Raw genomic sequence first — 17,135 nt, 5'->3', positions numbered from 1 at the left:
GATGCAGGCTAAACCGCTGGCGGGATGACCGGTTCCTGGGGCGGAGCGGGGCCGCTCGTTTTGCCTAGCGACAGGTTTCTGTGCTATAAGATCTCCAGGGCAGTGGCTTATCCGTTCAACCCGACCTTTCTGGACAACCGCAAAGTCGAGCTTTGGTTGTCTCCAGCGAACGCGCCCTGATATGGGTGTGTCCGATCACCGGAGTCCTGAATGCTGATTGCAAATTTGCGAATGCCTGCCTTTCGCATGCCGAATCTGTCACTCAAGCAGGCGCTGGCGTCGCTGGTCCTCCTGACCTTCCTTGCGCTCAACGCGCTGGCCGGCATGACGTTGCTGACCGGCATGGAAGGCTCCGCCAATGCGCGCGTGACCCCAGGCATGGCTGCCGAGCTTCGCGCCCAGTTGCCGCCGGCGCCTGAGCCGCTCCAGTTTCGCCCGGACGTGGCGCCGCAAGATGCGGTTGCAATCAATGCGGCCGTTCCGGTGGCGATCGGACCCAATCCGCCGGCCACTGCCTTCCAGCTTGCTGCCAAGAACGGGATCGATACGAACCGCGCGCTCGATTGCTTGACGTCGGCCATCTACTACGAAGCTGCTACGGAGTCCGATGACGGCAAACGCGCTGTCGCGCAGGTGGTGCTCAACCGCGTCCGGCATCCGGCTTACCCGAACACCGTGTGCGGCGTGGTCTTTCAAGGTTCGCAGCGCACCACGGGTTGCCAGTTTTCGTACACGTGCGACGGCTCGCTCGCGCGTGCGCCGATGCCTGCCTACTGGAACCGGGCGCGCGCGATTGCGTCGGAGATGCTCGCCGGCAAGGTGTTCGCGCCGGTTGGCTGGGCAACGCATTACCACACCAATTATGTCGTTCCTTATTGGAGCTCCAGCCTGGTCAAGGCGGCGGTGATCGGCACCCACATCTTCTATCGCTGGACCGGAAGCTGGGGCCGCGGCGCTGCATTCGCGGACCGCCATGCGGGAGCCGAGCCGGACGTGACCGGCCTGGGCCGCCGGACCGCGATCCAGATGGCCGCGACGGTGCCTGCCGATGTCGCGGCCGAGTTGGCCAAGTTGACTGCCGAGCAGGCCGGGCTCGCCGAGAAAGGACCGGACGGCAAGCCGCTGCCGCCAAGCAGCATCGACAGCTTCCAGCGCGCTGTGCTGCGCCGCTACGAGCCGATGCAGCAGTCGCAGGTCACGAGCATGCTGACCGCGCAGGCCGCCAAGACGGAGGACACGATCAGCAACCGCTGGGCGCTGAGCGGGCAGGGCGACGGCTCCAAACAGACGCCGCTCGGCCAGAAGGTCGAGAAAGCGCCGGCGGCTGCGGCCAAGACCGCGGAAGCGAAGCCGGCGGCGCCGGTCGTGCTGGAGGGTGTCCGCAAGGCGGAGCCGAAGGCGGGATCGACGCCGGGCCTTTGAGGCTGATTGCACGCCGGGCTGAAGCGCCATAGGAGCCTCTGCTTTTCGAAAGAAGCGCTATGGCCGCCCCACTGGTCTTTGTCCTGAACGGACCCAACCTAAATCTGCTTGGGGCGCGTGAGCCTGAGGTCTATGGCCCTGACACGCTGGACGACATCGCCGGCGCGCTGGAGGATCGGGCGCGCGAGCTTGGCCTTGCCGTCGACGTGCGGCAATCGAACCACGAAGGTCATCTGATCGACTGGCTGCACGAGGCACAGGCGACGCAAGCGCGCGCCGTTATCCTCAACGCCGGCGGTTTCACCCACAGCTCGGTGGCGCTGCACGACGCAGTCAAGGCCATCGTGACGCCGGTGATCGAGGTCCACCTCTCCAACCCCCAGGCTCGGGAGCCTTTTCGGCACCGCAGCTACGTCGCGCCGGTGGCGCGCGGCACGATCACGGGCTTCGGGAAGCTCGGCTATCTGCTGGCTCTGGACGCGGCCGCTCGTCTCTGACAGGGCGGCGCGAACAGGGAAGAGACTATGACGGACACCAGAAGCGAAGGGGCGCTCCAGGTCGATACCGATCTGGTTCGCCAGCTGGCCAGCCTCCTCAACGAAAGCGATCTCAGCGAGATTGAGGTCCAGGACGGCGCGCGCCGGATCGTGGTCAAGCGCAAGCTTTCGGGATCGCCCGGACCGGCTGTCTATGCCGGGCCCGCTCCTGCGCCGGCCCCAACGGCCCAGCCGAGCGCCCCCGCGCCGGAACTTCCCGCCCAGGACAATCCCGGCACCGTCCGGTCGCCGATGGTCGGCACCGTTTATCTCTCGGGCGAGCCGGGCGCAAAGCCGTTCGCCACGCCCGGCGATAGGGTAAGCGAGGGGGATACGCTGGTGATCATCGAGGCAATGAAGGTGATGAACCCGATCGCCGCCCCCCGCTCCGGCATCGTCCGCCAGATCTTCGTCAGCAACGGCCAGCCGGTCGAATATGACCAGCCGCTGCTGGTCGTCGAGTAAGACATGGCCATCGAGAAGGTCCTGATCGCCAATCGCGGCGAGATCGCGCTTCGTATTCACCGCGCCTGCCACGAAATGGGCATCAAGACAGTCGCCGTGCACTCGACCGCGGACGCCGACGCGATGCACGTTCGGCTGGCCGACGAGGCGATCTGCATCGGCCCGCCGGCAGCCTCGGAATCCTATCTCAACATCCCCAACATCATCTCCGCGGCCGAGATCGCGCATGCCGACGCGATCCACCCGGGCTACGGCTTCCTGAGCGAGAACGCGCGCTTCGCCGAGATCGTCGAGAGCCACGATATCGTCTGGATCGGCCCCAAGCCCGAGCATATCCGGGTGATGGGCGACAAGGTCGAGGCCAAGCGCACCGCAGCTGCGCTGGGCCTTCCTTTAGTTCCCGGTTCGGACGGGCCGGTGGAGGGACCGGAAGAGGGCCGCAAGGTCGCGGCGGAGACGGGCTATCCGGTGCTGATCAAAGCGGCCTCGGGCGGCGGCGGGCGCGGCATGAAGGTGGTGCATTCCGAGGACGAGCTCGAAGCGCAGATGAGCCAGGCGCGGTCGGAGGCGAAGAACGCGTTCGGCGACGACACCGTGTACATGGAGAAATATCTCGGCAATCCGCGCCACATCGAGTTCCAGGTGTTCGGCGACGGCAAGGGCAATGCGATTCACCTCGGGGAGCGGGACTGTTCGCTCCAGCGGCGCCACCAGAAGGTGCTGGAGGAAGCGCCTTCACCGGTGATCCGCGGCGACGAGCGCGACCGGATGGGCGGCATCGTTGCCAAGGCGATGGCGGATATGGGCTATCGCGGCGCGGGCACGATCGAGTTCCTATACGAGAATGGCGAGTTCTTCTTCATCGAGATGAACACGCGGCTCCAGGTCGAGCATCCGGTGACCGAGATGATCACGGGCATCGACCTGGTTCGCGAGCAGATCCGCATCGCCGCCGGCGAAAGCCTATCCTGCAAGCAGGATCAGATTCGGTTTCGCGGCCACGCGATTGAATGCCGGATCAACGCCGAGGACCCCAAGACCTTCGCGCCCTCGCCCGGCACGGTGAAGGCCTATCTCGCGCCCGGCGGCATGCACGTCCGCGTCGATAGCGGCCTGTACGGCGGCTACCGCGTCCCGCCTTACTACGACAGCATGATCGCCAAGCTGATCGTCTACGGGAGCAGCCGCGAACGCTGCATCATGCGCCTGAAGCGCGCGCTTGAGGAATATGTGATCGAGGGGATGAAGACCACGATCCCGCTCCACCAGAAGCTGATCGACGACCCCGAGTTCCGCGCCGGCGAGTACACGATCAAGTGGCTGGAAGAATGGTTGGCGCGACCGGAGTAGGCGTCCGTCGGTCAAATATCGTCCACCGTCTCCGTCTCCTCGCCGCCGCTGTTCGAGCTCTCCGGCTCCGAAGGCGGCTCGTAATTGCGGTAGGGCTCAAGCCAGCGCGCCCGCTCCTGGGTGAAACGCGTCTCGCAGCCGAGCCGTGCCGTTTCGACCTCGTCAGGGTCGAGTGAGGCGCCGGCCGCCTCCAGCCGGCAATCCGCTTCCTTCTTGCGCACCCACGCCCGCTGCAGCGGCTGAAGCTGAGCGCGGGTGCGGTTCGGGATCGAGCCCCAAAGAGCGTTGATCTGCTGCGTAGCGAGTTGGTTCTCGTTCTTGGTGAGGTCCAGCGTCGCCGATTGGCTCTCCTGCTGTGCGGCGGCCTCGCTCGCCGCCGCTTGCTGCTGGGCGAGCCGCGTCTCGCGCTGGGCCTCCGCGATCGATGCCTTGAGCAGGCTGGACGCGAGCACCTCGCCGGCGAAGCGGAACAGGTTCTGGCCGCTTTCCGTCTCGGCGAAGACCTTGTCGCCCTGGTCGGTGGGCTGGACGTTGAATTCGATCTCGGCGTCGAACACGTCGGCATTGCGATCGATGCCGCCATCATCGGCAAGGTCGGAGACGAGGCTCAGGCCGGCCGACTCTCGCGCCTGGTCCGCGTCTTCGAGCGCATTGGCAGGGAAACGGATTTTCAAGGTGCCGACGCAGAAGCGCTTCGTGCTGTTCGGGTCCTCCTTGGAGGTGCGGATGTCGGCCATCGAGAAGCCGAGCTGGCCGACCGCCGCTCGGACCTTGGATAGCGAGACCGGGCGGTCGCCGCTCTCACCGCGAACCTGCGTGGTGGCAGCCTTTTCGACCTGCTCGCGCGCGATGGCGAGGACGGGAGCCTGAGCATCCTCGGCGTTGCAGGCGACGGTTTGCTTCCCGCATGCCGTGGCAAGCAGGAGCAGACATAATCCGAACGATCTCTTCAACATGGAACGCCCCCATCCCGTCTCAAGGCAAGTCGACCTTCTCGAACCGGCGGCCGTTCGCGGCCGGATCCTCGCTCTCGATGTAGAGCGCGCGCGTGCCGGGCCGGATGTCGCCGACGTCGCCCATTGCGTCCGCCACGGCCGAGTCCGCCATCGCGCCGCTCACCCGGTATCGAACCGGGGCGCCGCTGATGTCCGGCACCTGGACGATCGCGCCCATCGCGAGCAGCGGCGCGCCATAGTTGAGGTTGATGCGCTTGCCCGACACCTGAGTGACGCGCAGCGGCACGACATGGAAACTGACGGCCCTTGCCGCAGAAAGCGCGAGATCGTTCTGGAGCGAGGCGTAGCTGGCGCGGCCGGCCGGGCCGGCGGAGCAGCCGCCTTCGCCGGCGACGACATGGTGGGCGAGCGACGCCGTCCGGGTGACGGTTCCGCCATAGACGATCGCGCCGCTGCGGGCGTCGCGGACGCGCACGTCCAGGCTGGCGGCGGCGTTGGTGCCTGCGACACAATAGTCGACAGCTGTCGCACGCGAGCTCGTCGTCTCCAGCGCGCTGACGCGGCCGCTCAGCACGTAGGCCGGCGCGGGCAGGTCGCGGCCGCCGCTGCGGGCGGACAGGCCGAGCTTGCCCGATTGGGCGATGGCGGACTGGATGCGGTCGCGCAGCTGGGGGAAGTTGTTGCGGCATTCGATGACGAGCCAGGCGCCCCAGAAGGCCGCGAAGACGGAACAGTCGCGATCGCTTTCGATCTCCGCAACCTTGACCGCCGGCCGGCCCTGAGCCGCCGCCTGCGTCCCCGTGAGGCTCGCCGGCAGCATCAGCGCGGCGAGCAGCAGGCGCGATCTCACCGTTTGTTGGCCTTCTTGCTGGCCTTCTCGGCGGCCTTGCCCGCGGCCTTGCCCTCCTCGAGGCTCACCGCGCGGACGATCGCCCCGACAGGCGGCGCGTTGGTGAAGGCGCTGAGCGCCACCGCCTTGGACATGCGCGGCTGCACCTCGGAAACCCGGATCAGGCCGAGCTTGGTCTCGTTGTTGCCGATTACCTCACCGCTCGAAGGATCGCGGATGATGTCGCCCTTGGTATAGACCGCCATCACCGCGCCGGGCGCGAGCGAGCCTTCGCCATAGTTGAGAATGAGGCTGCCATCGCCCTGAACTGCGGCGATCTGGATCGGGTAGATGGCGGTGACGAGCCCGCTCGCCACCTTGTCGGCCGCCGAACGCATCAGCAGCGTGGCGTCGATCTGTCCCGGGCCGCCGCAGCTCGAGATCGACTTCTGGGTCTCGTTCAGCCGCGTGATGTAGCGGATCTCGCCCGAATCCGCGTCGGTGATCTTCACGTCGAGGCTCAGCGTCGCGACCATGTTGGAGCAGCTCGGTCCCTGCTTGTCGCGGCCGCTCATCAGCCCCATCAGCAACGTGCCCCCGAAATCGTGCTTCTGCTGTGCGGAAATCGAGGTGATGGTGCCGTAGATCAGGAAATCGACGCCTTCGAAGCCGCCGACCTTGCCCGGCGTGCGGGTGGTGACCATGCCGCCCTTGGCGCGCGTCTGCTCGCCGACCAGTTTGCCCAGCCGCTCACGCTCGATCAGCCGGAACTTGTTGGTGCCGGCGACGGCGGTCTCGATCATGGTGGAGAGCGTGTCGGCCTGGCCAGTCCCGGCCAGATCGTCGATCTTGATGACCGCGACGATCGGCTTCTTGGTCTGAGCCTGCGCGACACCGGGCAGGCAGATGGCGAGCAGAGCCGCAAAGGGCGCGAATAGACGCATGTCGAAAGTCCCCCCTGTTCAGCGCAGTCAAGCAACCGGGACCGCGCAAGACGCGCGTGATCGGCTGCCGAAGAAAGCGGCTGATATTGATTGATAACGCGCCAAGTCGAACGATCGACTTGTTTGCCGGGCCAAGTGCCGACGGGCACAACGCGGTCAGGAACAGTGGCTTAGACTATACCCGCATTTTCAGAGTCGCAATTGCGTGCCTTGGCCTTTCATGGGCGGATTGGCGGGAAGAAGAATCCGGTTTGGTCTGAACTCTCTCCGAAACGGCACGCATATGGGCATGGCTCGTCAGCCGCCGCTTTGGCCTTGCAGCTCGGGGATCCTTTCCAGAGGGGTCATGCTGCCGGGCGGGTGGCTGTGTGCGGCGCCGAAAAGGCAGGACGGCTTGCCCTGCACCTCAAGTTATCATAAATTGATAAACGGAGGTGCCCGATGCCGGCCAGTTACTCGCTTGGGAAGCATTTCGAGACGTTCGTGCAGGGGCAGGTCCGGAGCGGGCGCTATGCTTCGGCGAGCGAGGTCGTGCGCGATGGGTTGCGGCTGATGGAGGAGCGCGAAGCCGAGCGCAACGCGCGGCTGGACGCGCTCCGGGCCGAGATGGAGCGCGGGCGCGAGAGCGGACCCGGCATTGCGGCCGACATTGTCTTCAAGGACGTTCGGGATCGCGCAGCCAAGACGCGCTTCGTGCAAGAGCAGCCGGTTTCGCCGGTGACCCGCGAGCAAGTCGTGGAACGGCTTCGCGCGCACGAGGCGGAGCTGAAGGACATGGGCGTCGAGCGTCTGTCGCTGTTCGGGTCCGTGGCGCGCGGGGAGGCCAGGGCCGGCTCGGACGTAGACCTGGCGGCGGAGCTGGACAGAAGCCGGAAGATCGACCTTTTCCATTATGGCGCCATCGCTGAGCGGCTCGAGGCGCTGCTCGGCGTCAAGGTGGACCTGCTGACGGAGCCGGCCCGCAAGCCGAGGATGCAGGCGGAGATCGACCGGGACCGGGTGAATGTCTTCTAGAAGCGAGGCTCTGCTGCTGCTCGACATCATCGATAATGCCGAGCGCATCGGCCTCTATGTGCAAGGGTTGGATCTGCCCGCCTTCGAAGCGGACCCGATGCGGATCGACGCGGTGGAGCGCTGCCTGATGCGGCTGACGGAAGCGGCGATCCGGATGGGGCCGGAGCGGATGACGCAGATCGCGCCCGATCTGCCGATGCGGCAGGTGCGCGGCCTCGGCAACCGCTTGCGGCATGCCTATGAGCTGATCGACCTCCACACGATCTGGGATACCGCCACGACCAGCGTTCCAGCGCTCCGGGAGGCGTGCGGGGCGGCGCTGGAGGGGACCGGAAACGCTGAATAGCGCGACGTGATCGGAAATGGGGTGGCGTCTCGTGGGTGAAGATCACGTGGCGAGGCGGAGTGATCCTCCCTACATCCAAGTTGCAGTCGTTCTTGCTCTGTTCCAGAGAGGGGCGATGGCGGATCGGCGATGGGGGACGGGGAAGCTGGGCGATGGGCGGCCGACCATGCCGCGCATCTGGCCGCATTGGGCGCGATCGATCGGGGGGATGCTGGCGGGCGGGGCGGCGGTGCGGTTTGCCTGCGGGGGCTGCCGGCGCCTGTTCGACGTCGACCTCACCGCGCTGGCGGTGCTGCGCGGCGCCGAGTGGAGCCTGATCGACCGGCGGGCGCGCTGCAAGGCGAGCAAGTGCCGGGCGCGCGGGCTTTTCGTCGCGGCGGCGGGGCGGCACGAACCATTCCTGCTGCTCGCCACCAAGGGGGCGATGCCGTCCTGGCTCGCCGGCACCTGCCCCGCCGACCACGAACCCCCGCCGCCCCCGGGCCCGCCTGTGCCGATCGGCGTGGACAAGGAGCGCTGGTACCGGGCGAGCAGCGATGCGGAGCGGAAACGGTTGGTGAGGGAGGCGAGGGGCTGAGCGGCCCGAAGTGACACTTAGCCTAAATCGCTGAGCCGGCCTTTTGAACCAGCAGTTCAAAAGCGTTGCTGCTGGCATCGGTATGTTTTATACCGAAAGTAGCTATTGACGCTATTTAGCAGAAGGTGGAGGTTTGTCGTGACGGAACCACTCTTGTCGGTCCCGGCGCGGGAGGTGGCGAACAAGTTCGGCTACTATACGGATGAGGCGATGCTGCATCCGGTGGGTATCCAGCGTCACGGCACCACACGCGTCGTGATGATCTCGCTGAAGGAATATGAGCGCCTCCTACGCCGCGATCGCCAGGTCATTCTGACGAAAGACCTTGATGATGAAACGCTCGACGCCATCCTCAACGCCGAAATCCCCGACGAAGCCCGGCGGCTCGACCACCTCATGGACGATCCCGCAGCCGACTGACGTTCTCTCCTACGCCTATCTGTGGGCGCGGGAAGCGGAGGCCGGGCGCGAGGAAGCGGCCAAGGACCGGCCGGTAGTGGTCGTGCTTGCCGTGACGGCGCGCGGCGGGCTGACCGAAGTGATCGTCGCACCCGTCACCACGCAGCCGCCGCGCCCCAAAGACGACGCGGTTGAGATGCCGGTCGCCGTGAAAACGCATCTGGGGCTCGAGGACCGGCGCTGTTGGATCGTGACGGGGGAGCTCAACCGCTTCAACTGGCCCGGTCCCGACATCCGGCCTATCCCTGCGCGCGAGCACCGCTCGCCTTTTTACGGCAAGATACCGGGCAAACTGCTGGAGCGGGTGCGCGGCGCCATGCGGGCGCATGTGGCAGCGGGGCGGATGAGGGTGACGAAGCGGAGCGGGTGAGTTCAGAATCTTGTCTCCGGAATCTTCGGGCGTGGTAAGTCGCCGCCGCAGATCGCCAGACAGGCCTGAATGTAGCAGCCTTCGGTTGTGTGTTAGACGGCCGATGCCTCAAGCTTCTGGGAGACAGTCGGTGACCGAGCCAATTTCGACAATCTCTCGCGAGCAGGCATTAGCTCTCTGCTCGCGACCAGAAGATCAATTTTTCGATCGGAAATCGAAAGACGCCAACGGCCGGACGGCACAGAAGATAGTTGTCGCGTTCGGCAATACCGAGGGTGGGGAAGTCGCATTCGGTATAAAGGACGACGCGGACGAACCTGATCCACAAAAAAGAATGGATCCGTTTGTGGATCCTGAAGCGGCCAACGCCGTGCTGCAGGCCATTTTCCAGATCAATCCCGCGCTGACTTTTCGGTACAGCTTTGTCCGAGTAGAGGGCGAGGCTGGATACCTTCTTCGCGTCTTCGTCGATAAGGGCCAGCATGTATACGCCACCGCAGACGGGACTGTTTACAAGCGACTCGGCGCCTCCAGTGTGCCGGTAAGAGATCCGAATGAGATTAACAGAATAGCTTTCGCCAAGGGAGCGGTCAGCTTCGAGAACGTTAAACTAGAGGGCAGAGTCCCCGAGGACGTGGTCGAGACAGCAGAAGCCATTTACCTGACACAGGCAATCCCAGAGGGGCCTGATAGCTTGGCGTTCGCCCTGAACGAGGGCTTGGTAGACCGGAACGACTGGACACCCTTAGTAGCCGGAGCTCTTCTTCTAAACCCATCTCCTCAAGGTATGATTACCACTCGGTGCGAGTGCCGAGTAGTATTCTACGACACTCGTAGTGATAAGCCTGAGCGTGAGCACCTCAAACTAAACGAGACCGTCGGTGGATCACTCTACAGACAAATCCACGCTGTCGTTAAGAGAGTGACCGAAATTCTGACGGGGATAAGTATTTTAACTCCGGAGGGGATAAAGAAGGTCGATTATCCCCCCGAGGCGATTTGGGAGATCGTGACAAATGCAATAATCCATCGTGACTATTCGATAGCCGACGACGTTCAGATCGTGATCTTTCAGAATCGGATTGAGGTAATCAGTCCCGGCTCTTTGCCGGCATTTGTTAACCTGAAGAATATTCTTGACGTTCGCTACAGTCGAAATCCTAAAATCGTGCGTACTCTGAGGCGATATCCCAATCCGCCCAACCAGGATCTTGGTGAGGGGCTCAATACCGCCTATCAGAAGATGCAGGACCGAAGACTGCGACCGCCTTCTATCGAGGCGCTTAACAACTACCTCAAAGTGACCATCGCTCATGCCCCACTCGCCTCGCCAGAAGAGGCTGTGATCGAATTCATGCTTACGAATGATACGATCACTAACCGACAAGCAAGGGAGCTTACCGGCATAAAGAGCGAAAATCAGATGAAAGAGGTTCTGTACCGACTTCGGGATCAAAACGTTATCTATCTTGACCCCGATCTAAGGGGGAACAAGGCGACCTGGCGACGTAAATAGCTAAACCTGCGGTCAAACCCGTTGTTCGGGAACTGCCCTTTCATGCATGCCCGAAGGCTACGAGCGGGTAATACGTTGGCTACCATCACACCTCATTGCTCGGCGCGTCCAATGCCTGGTAGGTCTGCCGCATCCACTCCTTGGTGATCAGCACCTTGCTGCCGATCTTGGCTTCCTTGAACAACAATTGCGCAAATTCGTCGGGGACGCCGATGCAGCCGTGGGTGGCGTAGCCGTCCTCGACTTCGCTGCCGTGGATGGCGATGCCGTCGTTGGTGAGGCGCAGCATGAAGGGCATCGGCGCGCCGTACAGGTTGGAGATGTGATCCTTCTTCTTCTGGAGGATCTTGAAGGCGCCGGTCGGGGTCGGCTTGTCATCGGCGCCGTAGAGGATCGCGGCGCGGCCGATCTCGACGCCGGCGCGGTAGGCGTAGAGGCGCTGCCAGGCGAGATCGACGACGATCGTGAGCTCGCCCTGCGGCACGCCCGCATCCTCCCAGGCATAGTCGCCCGCGCCCATCGGCCGGTCCGGCGCGAGCACGCCGCGGACGGCGAAGCCGCCGGTCGACGAGGCGAGGGTGGGGGCGACGGTCGGGCCGGTGGGGGAGGTGGGCTGGAGCGGGGCGGGTTGCGGCTGGAGGGGGGCGGGGGCGGCGCTGGCGACAGCGGTGGCCGGGGCCGGGGCGGGGGCGGGGGGTTGCTCGAGCGTGAGCTCGTCGGAGAAGATGAAGGCGGCGCCGAGCACCGCCAGGGTGGACAAGCCCTTGATGAGCCAGGGATTTGCGAACATCGCCGCCATCGGTGCGCCTCCAGGAACTTGGTGTAGAAGCTGTTAACGCGTGAAGGGGCTAAGTGGCTATGCCCTTGTCCGGCGCGTCCCGCGGCGGGACGGCGTGGGGCGGGGGTGTGACGGGCGCGGCTCCCTCTCCCCGGCGGGGAGAGGGTTGGGGTGAGGGGGTTCTGAGTTCGAAATTTATCAGGCGGTCTGGCGCTCGCTGGACGCTCGCTCCCCCTCACCCAACCCTCTCCCCGCTGGGGAGAGGGCTCTTGCGGAGCGGCTTGCGGGCGGGCTTTTCGGCTGCTTTATCAGGCGCGAGGAACACCCAAATGGCGCACCATCACCATCATCATCACGCGCCCGCCGAGGCGGCGGCGACGCCCGGGCTGCGGCGGGCGATGGGGTGGGTGGCGGCGCTGAACCTCGGCTATTTCGGGGTCGAGTTCACGGTGGCGCTGGCGATCGGATCGGTGGCCTTGTTCGCCGATTCGGTGGACTTCCTGGAGGATGCGTCGGTGTCGCTGCTGATCCTGCTGGCGCTCGGCTGGAGCGTGCGGGCGCGGGCGCGGGTGGGGATGGCGCTGGCGGGCATCTTGCTGCTGCCGAGCGTCGCGACCTTGTGGACGGCCTGGGCCAAGTTCAATTTGCCGGTGGCGCCCGATCCGGTGCCGCTGACGCTGGCGGGGCTGGGGGCGCTGGCGGTGAACCTGACCTGTGCCTACCTGCTGGTGCGGTTTCGCGAGGAGAGCGGGAGCCTGACGCGGGCGGCGTTCCTGTCGGCGCGCAACGATGCGTTCGCGAACCTGGCGATCATCTCGGCCGGGCTGGTGACCGCCTTCCTGTGGCGATCGGCCTGGCCGGACCTCCTCGTCGGGCTCGCCATCGTGCTGGTCAATATCGGCGCGGCCAAGGAGGTGTGGGAAGCGGCGCGCGAGGAGCATCGCGCCGGTTGAGGCGCGGCGCTCCGCGTCCTATGCGGGTATTCATGGCTGTTCACTTTCATGAAGAAGATCTGCCGGAGGGCGCGCTTGGCCCCGGCGCGGTTGCGGTCGATACCGAGACGATGGGGCTGAGGCTGGGGCGCGACCGGCTGTGCGTCGTCCAGATCGCGGACGGGCAGGGCGACGAGCATCTGGTGCGGTTCGGGCCGGGGAGCGACTATGCCGCGCCGAATCTGAAGGCGGTGCTCACCGATCCGGGGCGGCTGAAACTGTACCATTTTGCGCGTTTCGACATCGCGTCGATCCAGCGTTATCTCGGCGTAGTGGCGGCGCCGGTTTATTGCACCAAGACCGCGTCGCGGCTGATCCGCACCTATACCGACCGGCATGGCCTGAAGGAGCTGGTCAAGGAGTTGCTCCACACGGAGATCTCGAAGCAGCAGCAGACGTCCGACTGGGGCGCGCCGGAGCTCAGCGACGCGCAAAAGGATTATGCGGCGTCGGACGTGCGCTACCTGCACCAGCTCAAGGAGAAGCTGGACGAGCGGCTGGCGCGGGAAGGGCGGACGGCGATCGCCCAGGCCTGCTTCGATTTCCTGCCGCACCGCGCCGCGCTCGATCTGGCCGGCTGGGCCGAGGACGACATCTTCGCCCATGTCTGAAGCGGCGATCCGGGAACGCGTGCGCAAGCAGGGCTGGGCCGCGCCCGGCGGCGTGCATGACGGCCTGGTGCGCATCCTCAAGATCGCGCTGCCGGCGGCGATCGGCGTGCTGATGGCGTTCCTCGCGCTGGCGCCGCTCAACCGTGGCCGGGAGATCAGCTTCCTGCTCGACAAGAACAAGGTCGAGCTGACCAGGGAGCGGCTGCGGGTCACGCAGGCGCGTTATCGCGGGCAGGACGATCGCGGCCGGCCGTTCCTGCTGAGCGCCGAGAATGCGGCGCAGATGAGCGGGGGAGACCCGGTCGTCACGATCCAGAACATCCAGGCGCAGATGCGGCTCGACACCGGCCTTGCAACGGTGACGGCGCCCGCCGCCCGTTACGACCTGGAGGCGGAAACGATCGCGATGTCCGGGCCGGTCCGTTTCCAGGACGCGCAGGGTTATCGCCTGGCGGCGGGCGCGTCGGTGCTGAATGTCGGCTCGCAAGTCCTGACGACGCGCGAGCCCGCCACCCTGGTCGCGCCGGACGGCCGCAGGGTCGAGACGCGTTCGGCAGTCGTCAATCTCAACAACCGGCGCATCGCCAGCGATCAGCCGGTCCTGTTCGTCGCGCCGGACGGTTACCGGCTGCGCACCAGCAATGCCGCCGTCGATATCGACCAGCGCCGGATGGTGAGCGACCGCCCGATCAACGGGCAGATGCCGCTCGGCACCTTCTCCGCCGACCGGATGCAGGTCGACATGAATGACCGCAAGGTGGTGCTGCAAGGCCGCGCCCGCTTGCATATCGAGCAGGGCAAGCTCAAGTAAACACGATGATCAAGCGAGTGGCAGCATTGGGCTTCGGAGCGGCGGCGGCGTGGCTCGCCTTGATCGCGCCCGCGCTCGGGCAGGGCGCGGTGTCGGCGCTACGCGGGCACAACACCAATGCGCCGATCGACGTCGCGGCCGACCGGATCGAGGTCCAGACGCGCGCCGACCGGGCGGTTTTCTCCGGAAACGTGATCGCCAAGCAGGCGGAGCTCACGCTGAGCGCGCCGCGGGTGACGCTCGCCTATACGAGCGCGGGAAGCACTCAGCTGCAGCGCATCGATGCGACCGGCGGCGTGACCGTCCGCAGCCCGTCCGAAACCGCGCGCGGCCAATATGCCATTTACGACGTCAACAGCCGGCTGATCACCATGCTGGGCGGCGTGACGCTGACCCGAGGGGAATCGCTGGTGCGGGGTGGTCGGCTGGTGCTCGATCTCACAACAGGCCGCGCGGTGATGGACGGCGGCGGCCCCAGCAGCGCAGCTCCCGGGACGACCACCACGCCGGGCGGCCGGGTGACCGGAACCTTCACCGTCCCGCAGCGGAGCCAGTGAGCCACAGTTCGGCGTGAAAAGAAGGGCTTGGGGCGGCGAGCGCTCGACCCGGCCCAAATCTCATGCAACAAGTCTGCCAGGGTGCTTCGCCTGGGGCAGGGGGCGTGGTAGCGGGGAGCCATGAACGAGAACGCGACCATCCAAAGGCCGAGCGCGGACGTCCTTGCGGGCGATCGATCGCATGGCCTGAGCGTCGTCTCGATCGCCAAGTCGTACGACCGCAAGGCGGTGCTGACCGACGTTTCGCTCCACGTCGACCAGGGCGAGGTCGTGGGCCTGCTCGGCCCGAACGGGGCCGGCAAGACCACCTGCTTCTACTCGATCATGGGACTGGTGAAGCCCGACAGCGGCCGCATCCTCCTCGATGGCCAGGATATCACGGGCCTGCCCATGTATCGCCGCGCCATCCTGGGGCTGGGATACCTGCCGCAGGAAACCTCGATCTTCCGCGGCATGACGGTCAGCCAGAATATCATGGCGGTGCTCGAGGTTGCGGAGCCCAACAAGGCGGTGCGGCGCGAGCGGCTGGAGAAGCTGCTGGATGAGTTCAACATACAGCGACTGCGCGACGCGCCCGCGATGGCCCTTTCGGGCGGCGAACGCCGCCGCGCCGAGATCGCCCGCGCGCTTGCCGCCGAGCCCTCGATCATGCTGCTCGACGAACCGTTCGCCGGGATCGACCCCATCTCCATTTCCGACATTCGCGGGCTGGTGATGGAGCTGAAGCAGCGCGACATCGGTGTGCTGATCACGGATCACAATGTCCGCGAGACGCTCGATATCGTCGATCGTGCTTGCATCATCTACGATGGTCAGGTGCTGTTCGCAGGCAGCCCCGAGGCGCTGGTCGCCGATCCGAACGTCCGGCGGCTCTATCTCGGCGAGGGCTTCGCGTTGTAGCCGTGAGCCTCGCCCCCCGCCTCGATCTGCGTCAGACCCAGTCGCTGGTGATGACGCCGCAGCTGCAGCAGGCGATCCGGCTGCTCGCGTTGTCGAACCTCGAGATCGAGGGGTTCATTGCCGAGGAAGTCGAGCGGAACCCCTTGCTCGAGAGCGGCGGCGAGGACGAAGGCGGGGGCGAAGCTCCGGACGTGGACGCCGCTCCTGCGACAGCCGAGAGCGACGAGCCTGTGACGGTCGACGCGCTGGTGCGAAGCGGCGATGCGGAGGCCGACGCGCCGCTCGACATCGATTACAACAGCGAGACTTTCCACCAGGACAGCGCGGCGGACAGCATGGGCGGTCTCGACGGCGGCCTCGGAATGGATGGCATTGCTTCGAGCGGCGCGGTCGGCGAAGCGCCCGATTACGAAAGCTATGCAAGCGCCGAAGTTTCGCTCGCCGAGCATCTGATGGCGCAGGCCGGATCGGTGCTGTCGGGCACCGATCTCATCATTGCGGGCCAGATCATCGACGGGATCGACGAGACCGGATATTTCACCGGATCGCTGCTGGAGCTTTCCTGCCGCCTCGCCGTCCCGCTCGGCGATGTCGAGCGGGTGCTCGGCATCGTCCAGGGCTTCGATCCGGCGGGCGTCGGCGCGCGCTCCTTGTCCGAATGCCTCGCCATCCAGGCGCGCGATGCGGACCGCTACGATCCCGCCATGGCGCGCCTGATCGACAATCTCGATTATCTCGCGCGCGGCAATCTCCCCGCCCTGAAGCGCATCTGCCAGGTTGACGACGAGGATCTGGCCGACATGATCCGCGAGCTGCGCGCCTACGACCCCAAGCCGGGCTGCCGCTACGCGCAGGGCGGCGGCGCGGACGCAATCGTACCGGACGTCTTTGTCGGACGACGCGCCGGCGGCTGGGCGATCGAGCTCAACAGCGCCACGCTGCCGCGGCTGCTGGTCAACCGCAGCTATTACCAGGAGCTGAGCACAGGTCCGCAGGACAAGCAGAGCAAGGCCTGGCTGTCCGAATGCCTGGCCAGCGCCAACTGGCTGCTGAAGGCGCTCGACCAGCGCGCCCGCACCATCGTCAAGGTGTCGACGGAGATCGTGAAGCAGCAGGACGGCTTTTTCCGCAGCGGTGTCGCGCATCTGCGCCCGCTGACGCTGCGGGCGGTGGCCGACGCGATCGGGATGCACGAATCGACGGTAAGCCGGGTCACCTCGAACAAATATCTGAGCTGCGACCGCGGTCTGTTCGAGCTGAAATATTTCTTCACGAGCGGCATTCAGAGCTCGGACGGAGGCGATGCCGTGTCGGCCGAGGCGGTGAAGAGCCACATCAAGGCGCTGATCGCGGCGGAGGCGCCGCGCGCAATCCTGTCCGACGATCAGCTGGTCGAGCTGCTTCGCGCCAAAGGTTTCGACATCGCCCGACGCACCGTCGCGAAATACCGGGAGGCGATGGGGATCGGCTCCTCCGTCCAGCGCCGCCGCCAAAAGGCGATCGGCAGCCGCGCCGCTTAGTACGGGATTAGTTTACAGCGAATCTCGCTCATCCTGAGGAGGGACTGAGCGAAGTCGAAGGCCCGTCTCGAAGGACCCGGGCTTGTGCGTCCTTCGAGACGCCGCTTCGACTTCGCTCAGCGGCTCCTCAGGATGAGCGGTTCAGGGGATGTTGGCCACTTTTCGAGCCCGAATAAAAGCTC

Annotated in this window: 20 protein-coding genes; 16 read left to right on the top strand and 4 right to left on the bottom strand. The window is 65.6% G+C overall.

Annotated features, from left to right (window positions below; genetic code table 11):
- Positions 1–246: 246 nt before the first annotated feature.
- Genes VF631_RS10910 through accC form a run of 4 tightly spaced genes read left to right on the top strand, consistent with a single transcriptional unit; the run spans position 247 to position 3,773 of the window.
- Positions 247–1,422, top strand: coding sequence for a cell wall hydrolase (locus VF631_RS10910; protein WP_431850333.1), 1,176 nt, complete (start codon positions 247–249; stop codon positions 1,420–1,422).
- Between the two features lie 59 nt (positions 1,423–1,481).
- Entirely contained in the window at positions 1,482–1,919 is a 438-nt protein-coding gene (gene aroQ / locus VF631_RS10905) for a type II 3-dehydroquinate dehydratase (RefSeq protein ID WP_431850332.1), read from the top strand.
- 27 nt (positions 1,920–1,946) lie between these two features.
- Positions 1,947–2,423 (top strand): acetyl-CoA carboxylase biotin carboxyl carrier protein, encoded by a 477-nt coding sequence (gene accB / locus VF631_RS10900; RefSeq protein ID WP_431850331.1) that lies wholly within the window; start codon positions 1,947–1,949, stop codon positions 2,421–2,423.
- 3 nt (positions 2,424–2,426) lie between these two features.
- On the top strand, positions 2,427–3,773 hold the full coding sequence (gene accC / locus VF631_RS10895; protein WP_431850330.1) for an acetyl-CoA carboxylase biotin carboxylase subunit: 1,347 nt from the start codon (positions 2,427–2,429) through the stop codon (positions 3,771–3,773).
- Positions 3,774–3,784: 11 nt separating this feature from the next.
- Here accC and VF631_RS10890 read toward each other — a convergent pair whose 3' ends face one another.
- From VF631_RS10890 to VF631_RS10880, 3 genes are read right to left on the bottom strand one after another with little or no spacing between them, the layout of a single operon-like run.
- Positions 3,785–4,729: a lysozyme inhibitor LprI family protein gene (locus VF631_RS10890; RefSeq protein WP_431850329.1), complete on the bottom strand. Its 945-nt coding sequence runs from the start codon at positions 4,727–4,729 to the stop codon at positions 3,785–3,787.
- A gap of 19 nt (positions 4,730–4,748) precedes the next feature.
- Positions 4,749–5,579 carry a hypothetical protein gene (locus tag VF631_RS10885; protein WP_431850328.1) on the bottom strand — a complete coding sequence of 277 codons (831 nt, stop codon included), beginning with the start codon at positions 5,577–5,579 and terminating at the stop codon, positions 4,749–4,751.
- A complete protein-coding gene (locus tag VF631_RS10880; RefSeq protein WP_431850327.1) occupies positions 5,576–6,502 on the bottom strand; it encodes a CsgG/HfaB family protein in 927 nt (308 codons plus the stop codon). Before VF631_RS10880 ends, VF631_RS10885 begins: the two co-directional genes overlap by 4 nt.
- Before the next feature lie 441 nt (positions 6,503–6,943).
- On the opposite strand from VF631_RS10880, the gene VF631_RS10875 reads away from it, so the two are divergent.
- The 6 genes from VF631_RS10875 to VF631_RS10850 all read left to right on the top strand — a co-directional run bounded on the left by VF631_RS10875 (position 6,944) and on the right by VF631_RS10850 (position 10,784).
- A complete protein-coding gene (locus tag VF631_RS10875) occupies positions 6,944–7,516 on the top strand; it encodes a type II toxin-antitoxin system ParD family antitoxin (RefSeq protein ID WP_431850326.1) in 573 nt (190 codons plus the stop codon).
- Positions 7,506–7,862, top strand: coding sequence for a HepT-like ribonuclease domain-containing protein (locus tag VF631_RS10870; protein ID WP_431850325.1), 357 nt, complete (start codon positions 7,506–7,508; stop codon positions 7,860–7,862). The genes VF631_RS10875 and VF631_RS10870 overlap by 11 nt, the downstream gene beginning before the upstream one ends.
- A gap of 115 nt (positions 7,863–7,977) precedes the next feature.
- Positions 7,978–8,439 carry a hypothetical protein gene (locus tag VF631_RS10865; RefSeq protein ID WP_431850324.1) on the top strand — a complete coding sequence of 154 codons (462 nt, stop codon included), beginning with the start codon at positions 7,978–7,980 and terminating at the stop codon, positions 8,437–8,439.
- 138 nt (positions 8,440–8,577) lie between these two features.
- Positions 8,578–8,859: a type II toxin-antitoxin system Phd/YefM family antitoxin gene (locus VF631_RS10860; protein WP_431850323.1), complete on the top strand. Its 282-nt coding sequence runs from the start codon at positions 8,578–8,580 to the stop codon at positions 8,857–8,859.
- A complete protein-coding gene (locus VF631_RS10855) occupies positions 8,768–9,268 on the top strand; it encodes a hypothetical protein (protein ID WP_431850322.1) in 501 nt (166 codons plus the stop codon). The genes VF631_RS10860 and VF631_RS10855 overlap by 92 nt, the downstream gene beginning before the upstream one ends.
- 130 nt (positions 9,269–9,398) lie before the next feature.
- Positions 9,399–10,784 (top strand): ATP-binding protein, encoded by a 1,386-nt coding sequence (locus VF631_RS10850; protein ID WP_431850321.1) that lies wholly within the window; start codon positions 9,399–9,401, stop codon positions 10,782–10,784.
- An 85-nt stretch (positions 10,785–10,869) separates the two neighbouring features.
- Here VF631_RS10850 and VF631_RS10845 read toward each other — a convergent pair whose 3' ends face one another.
- Entirely contained in the window at positions 10,870–11,583 is a 714-nt protein-coding gene (locus VF631_RS10845; protein ID WP_431850320.1) for a L,D-transpeptidase family protein, read from the bottom strand.
- A gap of 308 nt (positions 11,584–11,891) precedes the next feature.
- On the opposite strand from VF631_RS10845, the gene VF631_RS10840 reads away from it, so the two are divergent.
- The 6 genes from VF631_RS10840 (at position 11,892) to rpoN (ending at position 16,953) form a co-directional block, all read left to right on the top strand.
- On the top strand, positions 11,892–12,515 hold the full coding sequence (locus VF631_RS10840) for a cation transporter (protein ID WP_431850319.1): 624 nt from the start codon (positions 11,892–11,894) through the stop codon (positions 12,513–12,515).
- A gap of 32 nt (positions 12,516–12,547) precedes the next feature.
- The gene (locus VF631_RS10835; protein ID WP_431850318.1) at positions 12,548–13,165 is read left to right on the top strand and encodes a ribonuclease D; all 618 of its coding nucleotides are present in this window, start codon (positions 12,548–12,550) and stop codon (positions 13,163–13,165) included.
- Positions 13,158–13,976 (top strand): LPS export ABC transporter periplasmic protein LptC, encoded by an 819-nt coding sequence (gene lptC, locus VF631_RS10830; protein ID WP_431850317.1) that lies wholly within the window; start codon positions 13,158–13,160, stop codon positions 13,974–13,976. The genes VF631_RS10835 and lptC overlap by 8 nt, the downstream gene beginning before the upstream one ends.
- A 5-nt stretch (positions 13,977–13,981) precedes the next feature.
- Positions 13,982–14,533, top strand: coding sequence for an LptA/OstA family protein (locus tag VF631_RS10825; protein WP_431850316.1), 552 nt, complete (start codon positions 13,982–13,984; stop codon positions 14,531–14,533).
- Between the two features lie 120 nt (positions 14,534–14,653).
- Positions 14,654–15,433, top strand: a complete 780-nt coding sequence (gene lptB / locus VF631_RS10820) for an LPS export ABC transporter ATP-binding protein (RefSeq protein WP_431850315.1) — start codon at positions 14,654–14,656, stop codon at positions 15,431–15,433.
- A 2-nt stretch (positions 15,434–15,435) separates the two neighbouring features.
- On the top strand, positions 15,436–16,953 hold the full coding sequence (gene rpoN / locus VF631_RS10815) for an RNA polymerase factor sigma-54 (RefSeq protein WP_431850314.1): 1,518 nt from the start codon (positions 15,436–15,438) through the stop codon (positions 16,951–16,953).
- Positions 16,954–17,135 lie beyond the last annotated feature (182 nt).

It is taken from the genome of Allosphingosinicella sp. (assembly GCF_036387615.1).
In the GTDB taxonomy this organism is placed as follows: Bacteria; Pseudomonadota; Alphaproteobacteria; order Sphingomonadales; family Sphingomonadaceae; genus Allosphingosinicella.
The sequence above is the reverse complement of the archived record's forward strand: the minus strand, read 5'-3'. Positions and strand labels throughout refer to the sequence as shown.

Excerpts from the sequence above, each read along its gene's own strand:
- VF631_RS10910 (WP_431850333.1), top strand. The coding sequence starts at position 247 with ATGCCGAATCTGTCACTCAAGCAGGCGCTGGCGTCGCTGGTCCTCCTG.
- aroQ (WP_431850332.1), top strand. The coding sequence starts at position 1,482 with ATGGCCGCCCCACTGGTCTTTGTCCTGAACGGACCCAACCTAAATCTG.
- accB (WP_431850331.1), top strand. The coding sequence starts at position 1,947 with ATGACGGACACCAGAAGCGAAGGGGCGCTCCAGGTCGATACCGATCTG.
- accC (WP_431850330.1), top strand. The coding sequence starts at position 2,427 with ATGGCCATCGAGAAGGTCCTGATCGCCAATCGCGGCGAGATCGCGCTT.
- VF631_RS10890 (WP_431850329.1), bottom strand. The coding sequence starts at position 4,729 with ATGTTGAAGAGATCGTTCGGATTATGTCTGCTCCTGCTTGCCACGGCA.
- VF631_RS10880 (WP_431850327.1), bottom strand. The coding sequence starts at position 6,502 with ATGCGTCTATTCGCGCCCTTTGCGGCTCTGCTCGCCATCTGCCTGCCC.
- VF631_RS10875 (WP_431850326.1), top strand. The coding sequence starts at position 6,944 with ATGCCGGCCAGTTACTCGCTTGGGAAGCATTTCGAGACGTTCGTGCAG.
- VF631_RS10870 (WP_431850325.1), top strand. The coding sequence starts at position 7,506 with ATGTCTTCTAGAAGCGAGGCTCTGCTGCTGCTCGACATCATCGATAAT.
- VF631_RS10865 (WP_431850324.1), top strand. The coding sequence starts at position 7,978 with ATGGCGGATCGGCGATGGGGGACGGGGAAGCTGGGCGATGGGCGGCCG.
- VF631_RS10855 (WP_431850322.1), top strand. The coding sequence starts at position 8,768 with ATGATGAAACGCTCGACGCCATCCTCAACGCCGAAATCCCCGACGAAG.
- VF631_RS10845 (WP_431850320.1), bottom strand. The coding sequence starts at position 11,583 with ATGGCGGCGATGTTCGCAAATCCCTGGCTCATCAAGGGCTTGTCCACC.
- VF631_RS10840 (WP_431850319.1), top strand. The coding sequence starts at position 11,892 with ATGGCGCACCATCACCATCATCATCACGCGCCCGCCGAGGCGGCGGCG.
- VF631_RS10835 (WP_431850318.1), top strand. The coding sequence starts at position 12,548 with ATGGCTGTTCACTTTCATGAAGAAGATCTGCCGGAGGGCGCGCTTGGC.
- lptC (WP_431850317.1), top strand. The coding sequence starts at position 13,158 with ATGTCTGAAGCGGCGATCCGGGAACGCGTGCGCAAGCAGGGCTGGGCC.
- VF631_RS10825 (WP_431850316.1), top strand. The coding sequence starts at position 13,982 with ATGATCAAGCGAGTGGCAGCATTGGGCTTCGGAGCGGCGGCGGCGTGG.
- lptB (WP_431850315.1), top strand. The coding sequence starts at position 14,654 with ATGAACGAGAACGCGACCATCCAAAGGCCGAGCGCGGACGTCCTTGCG.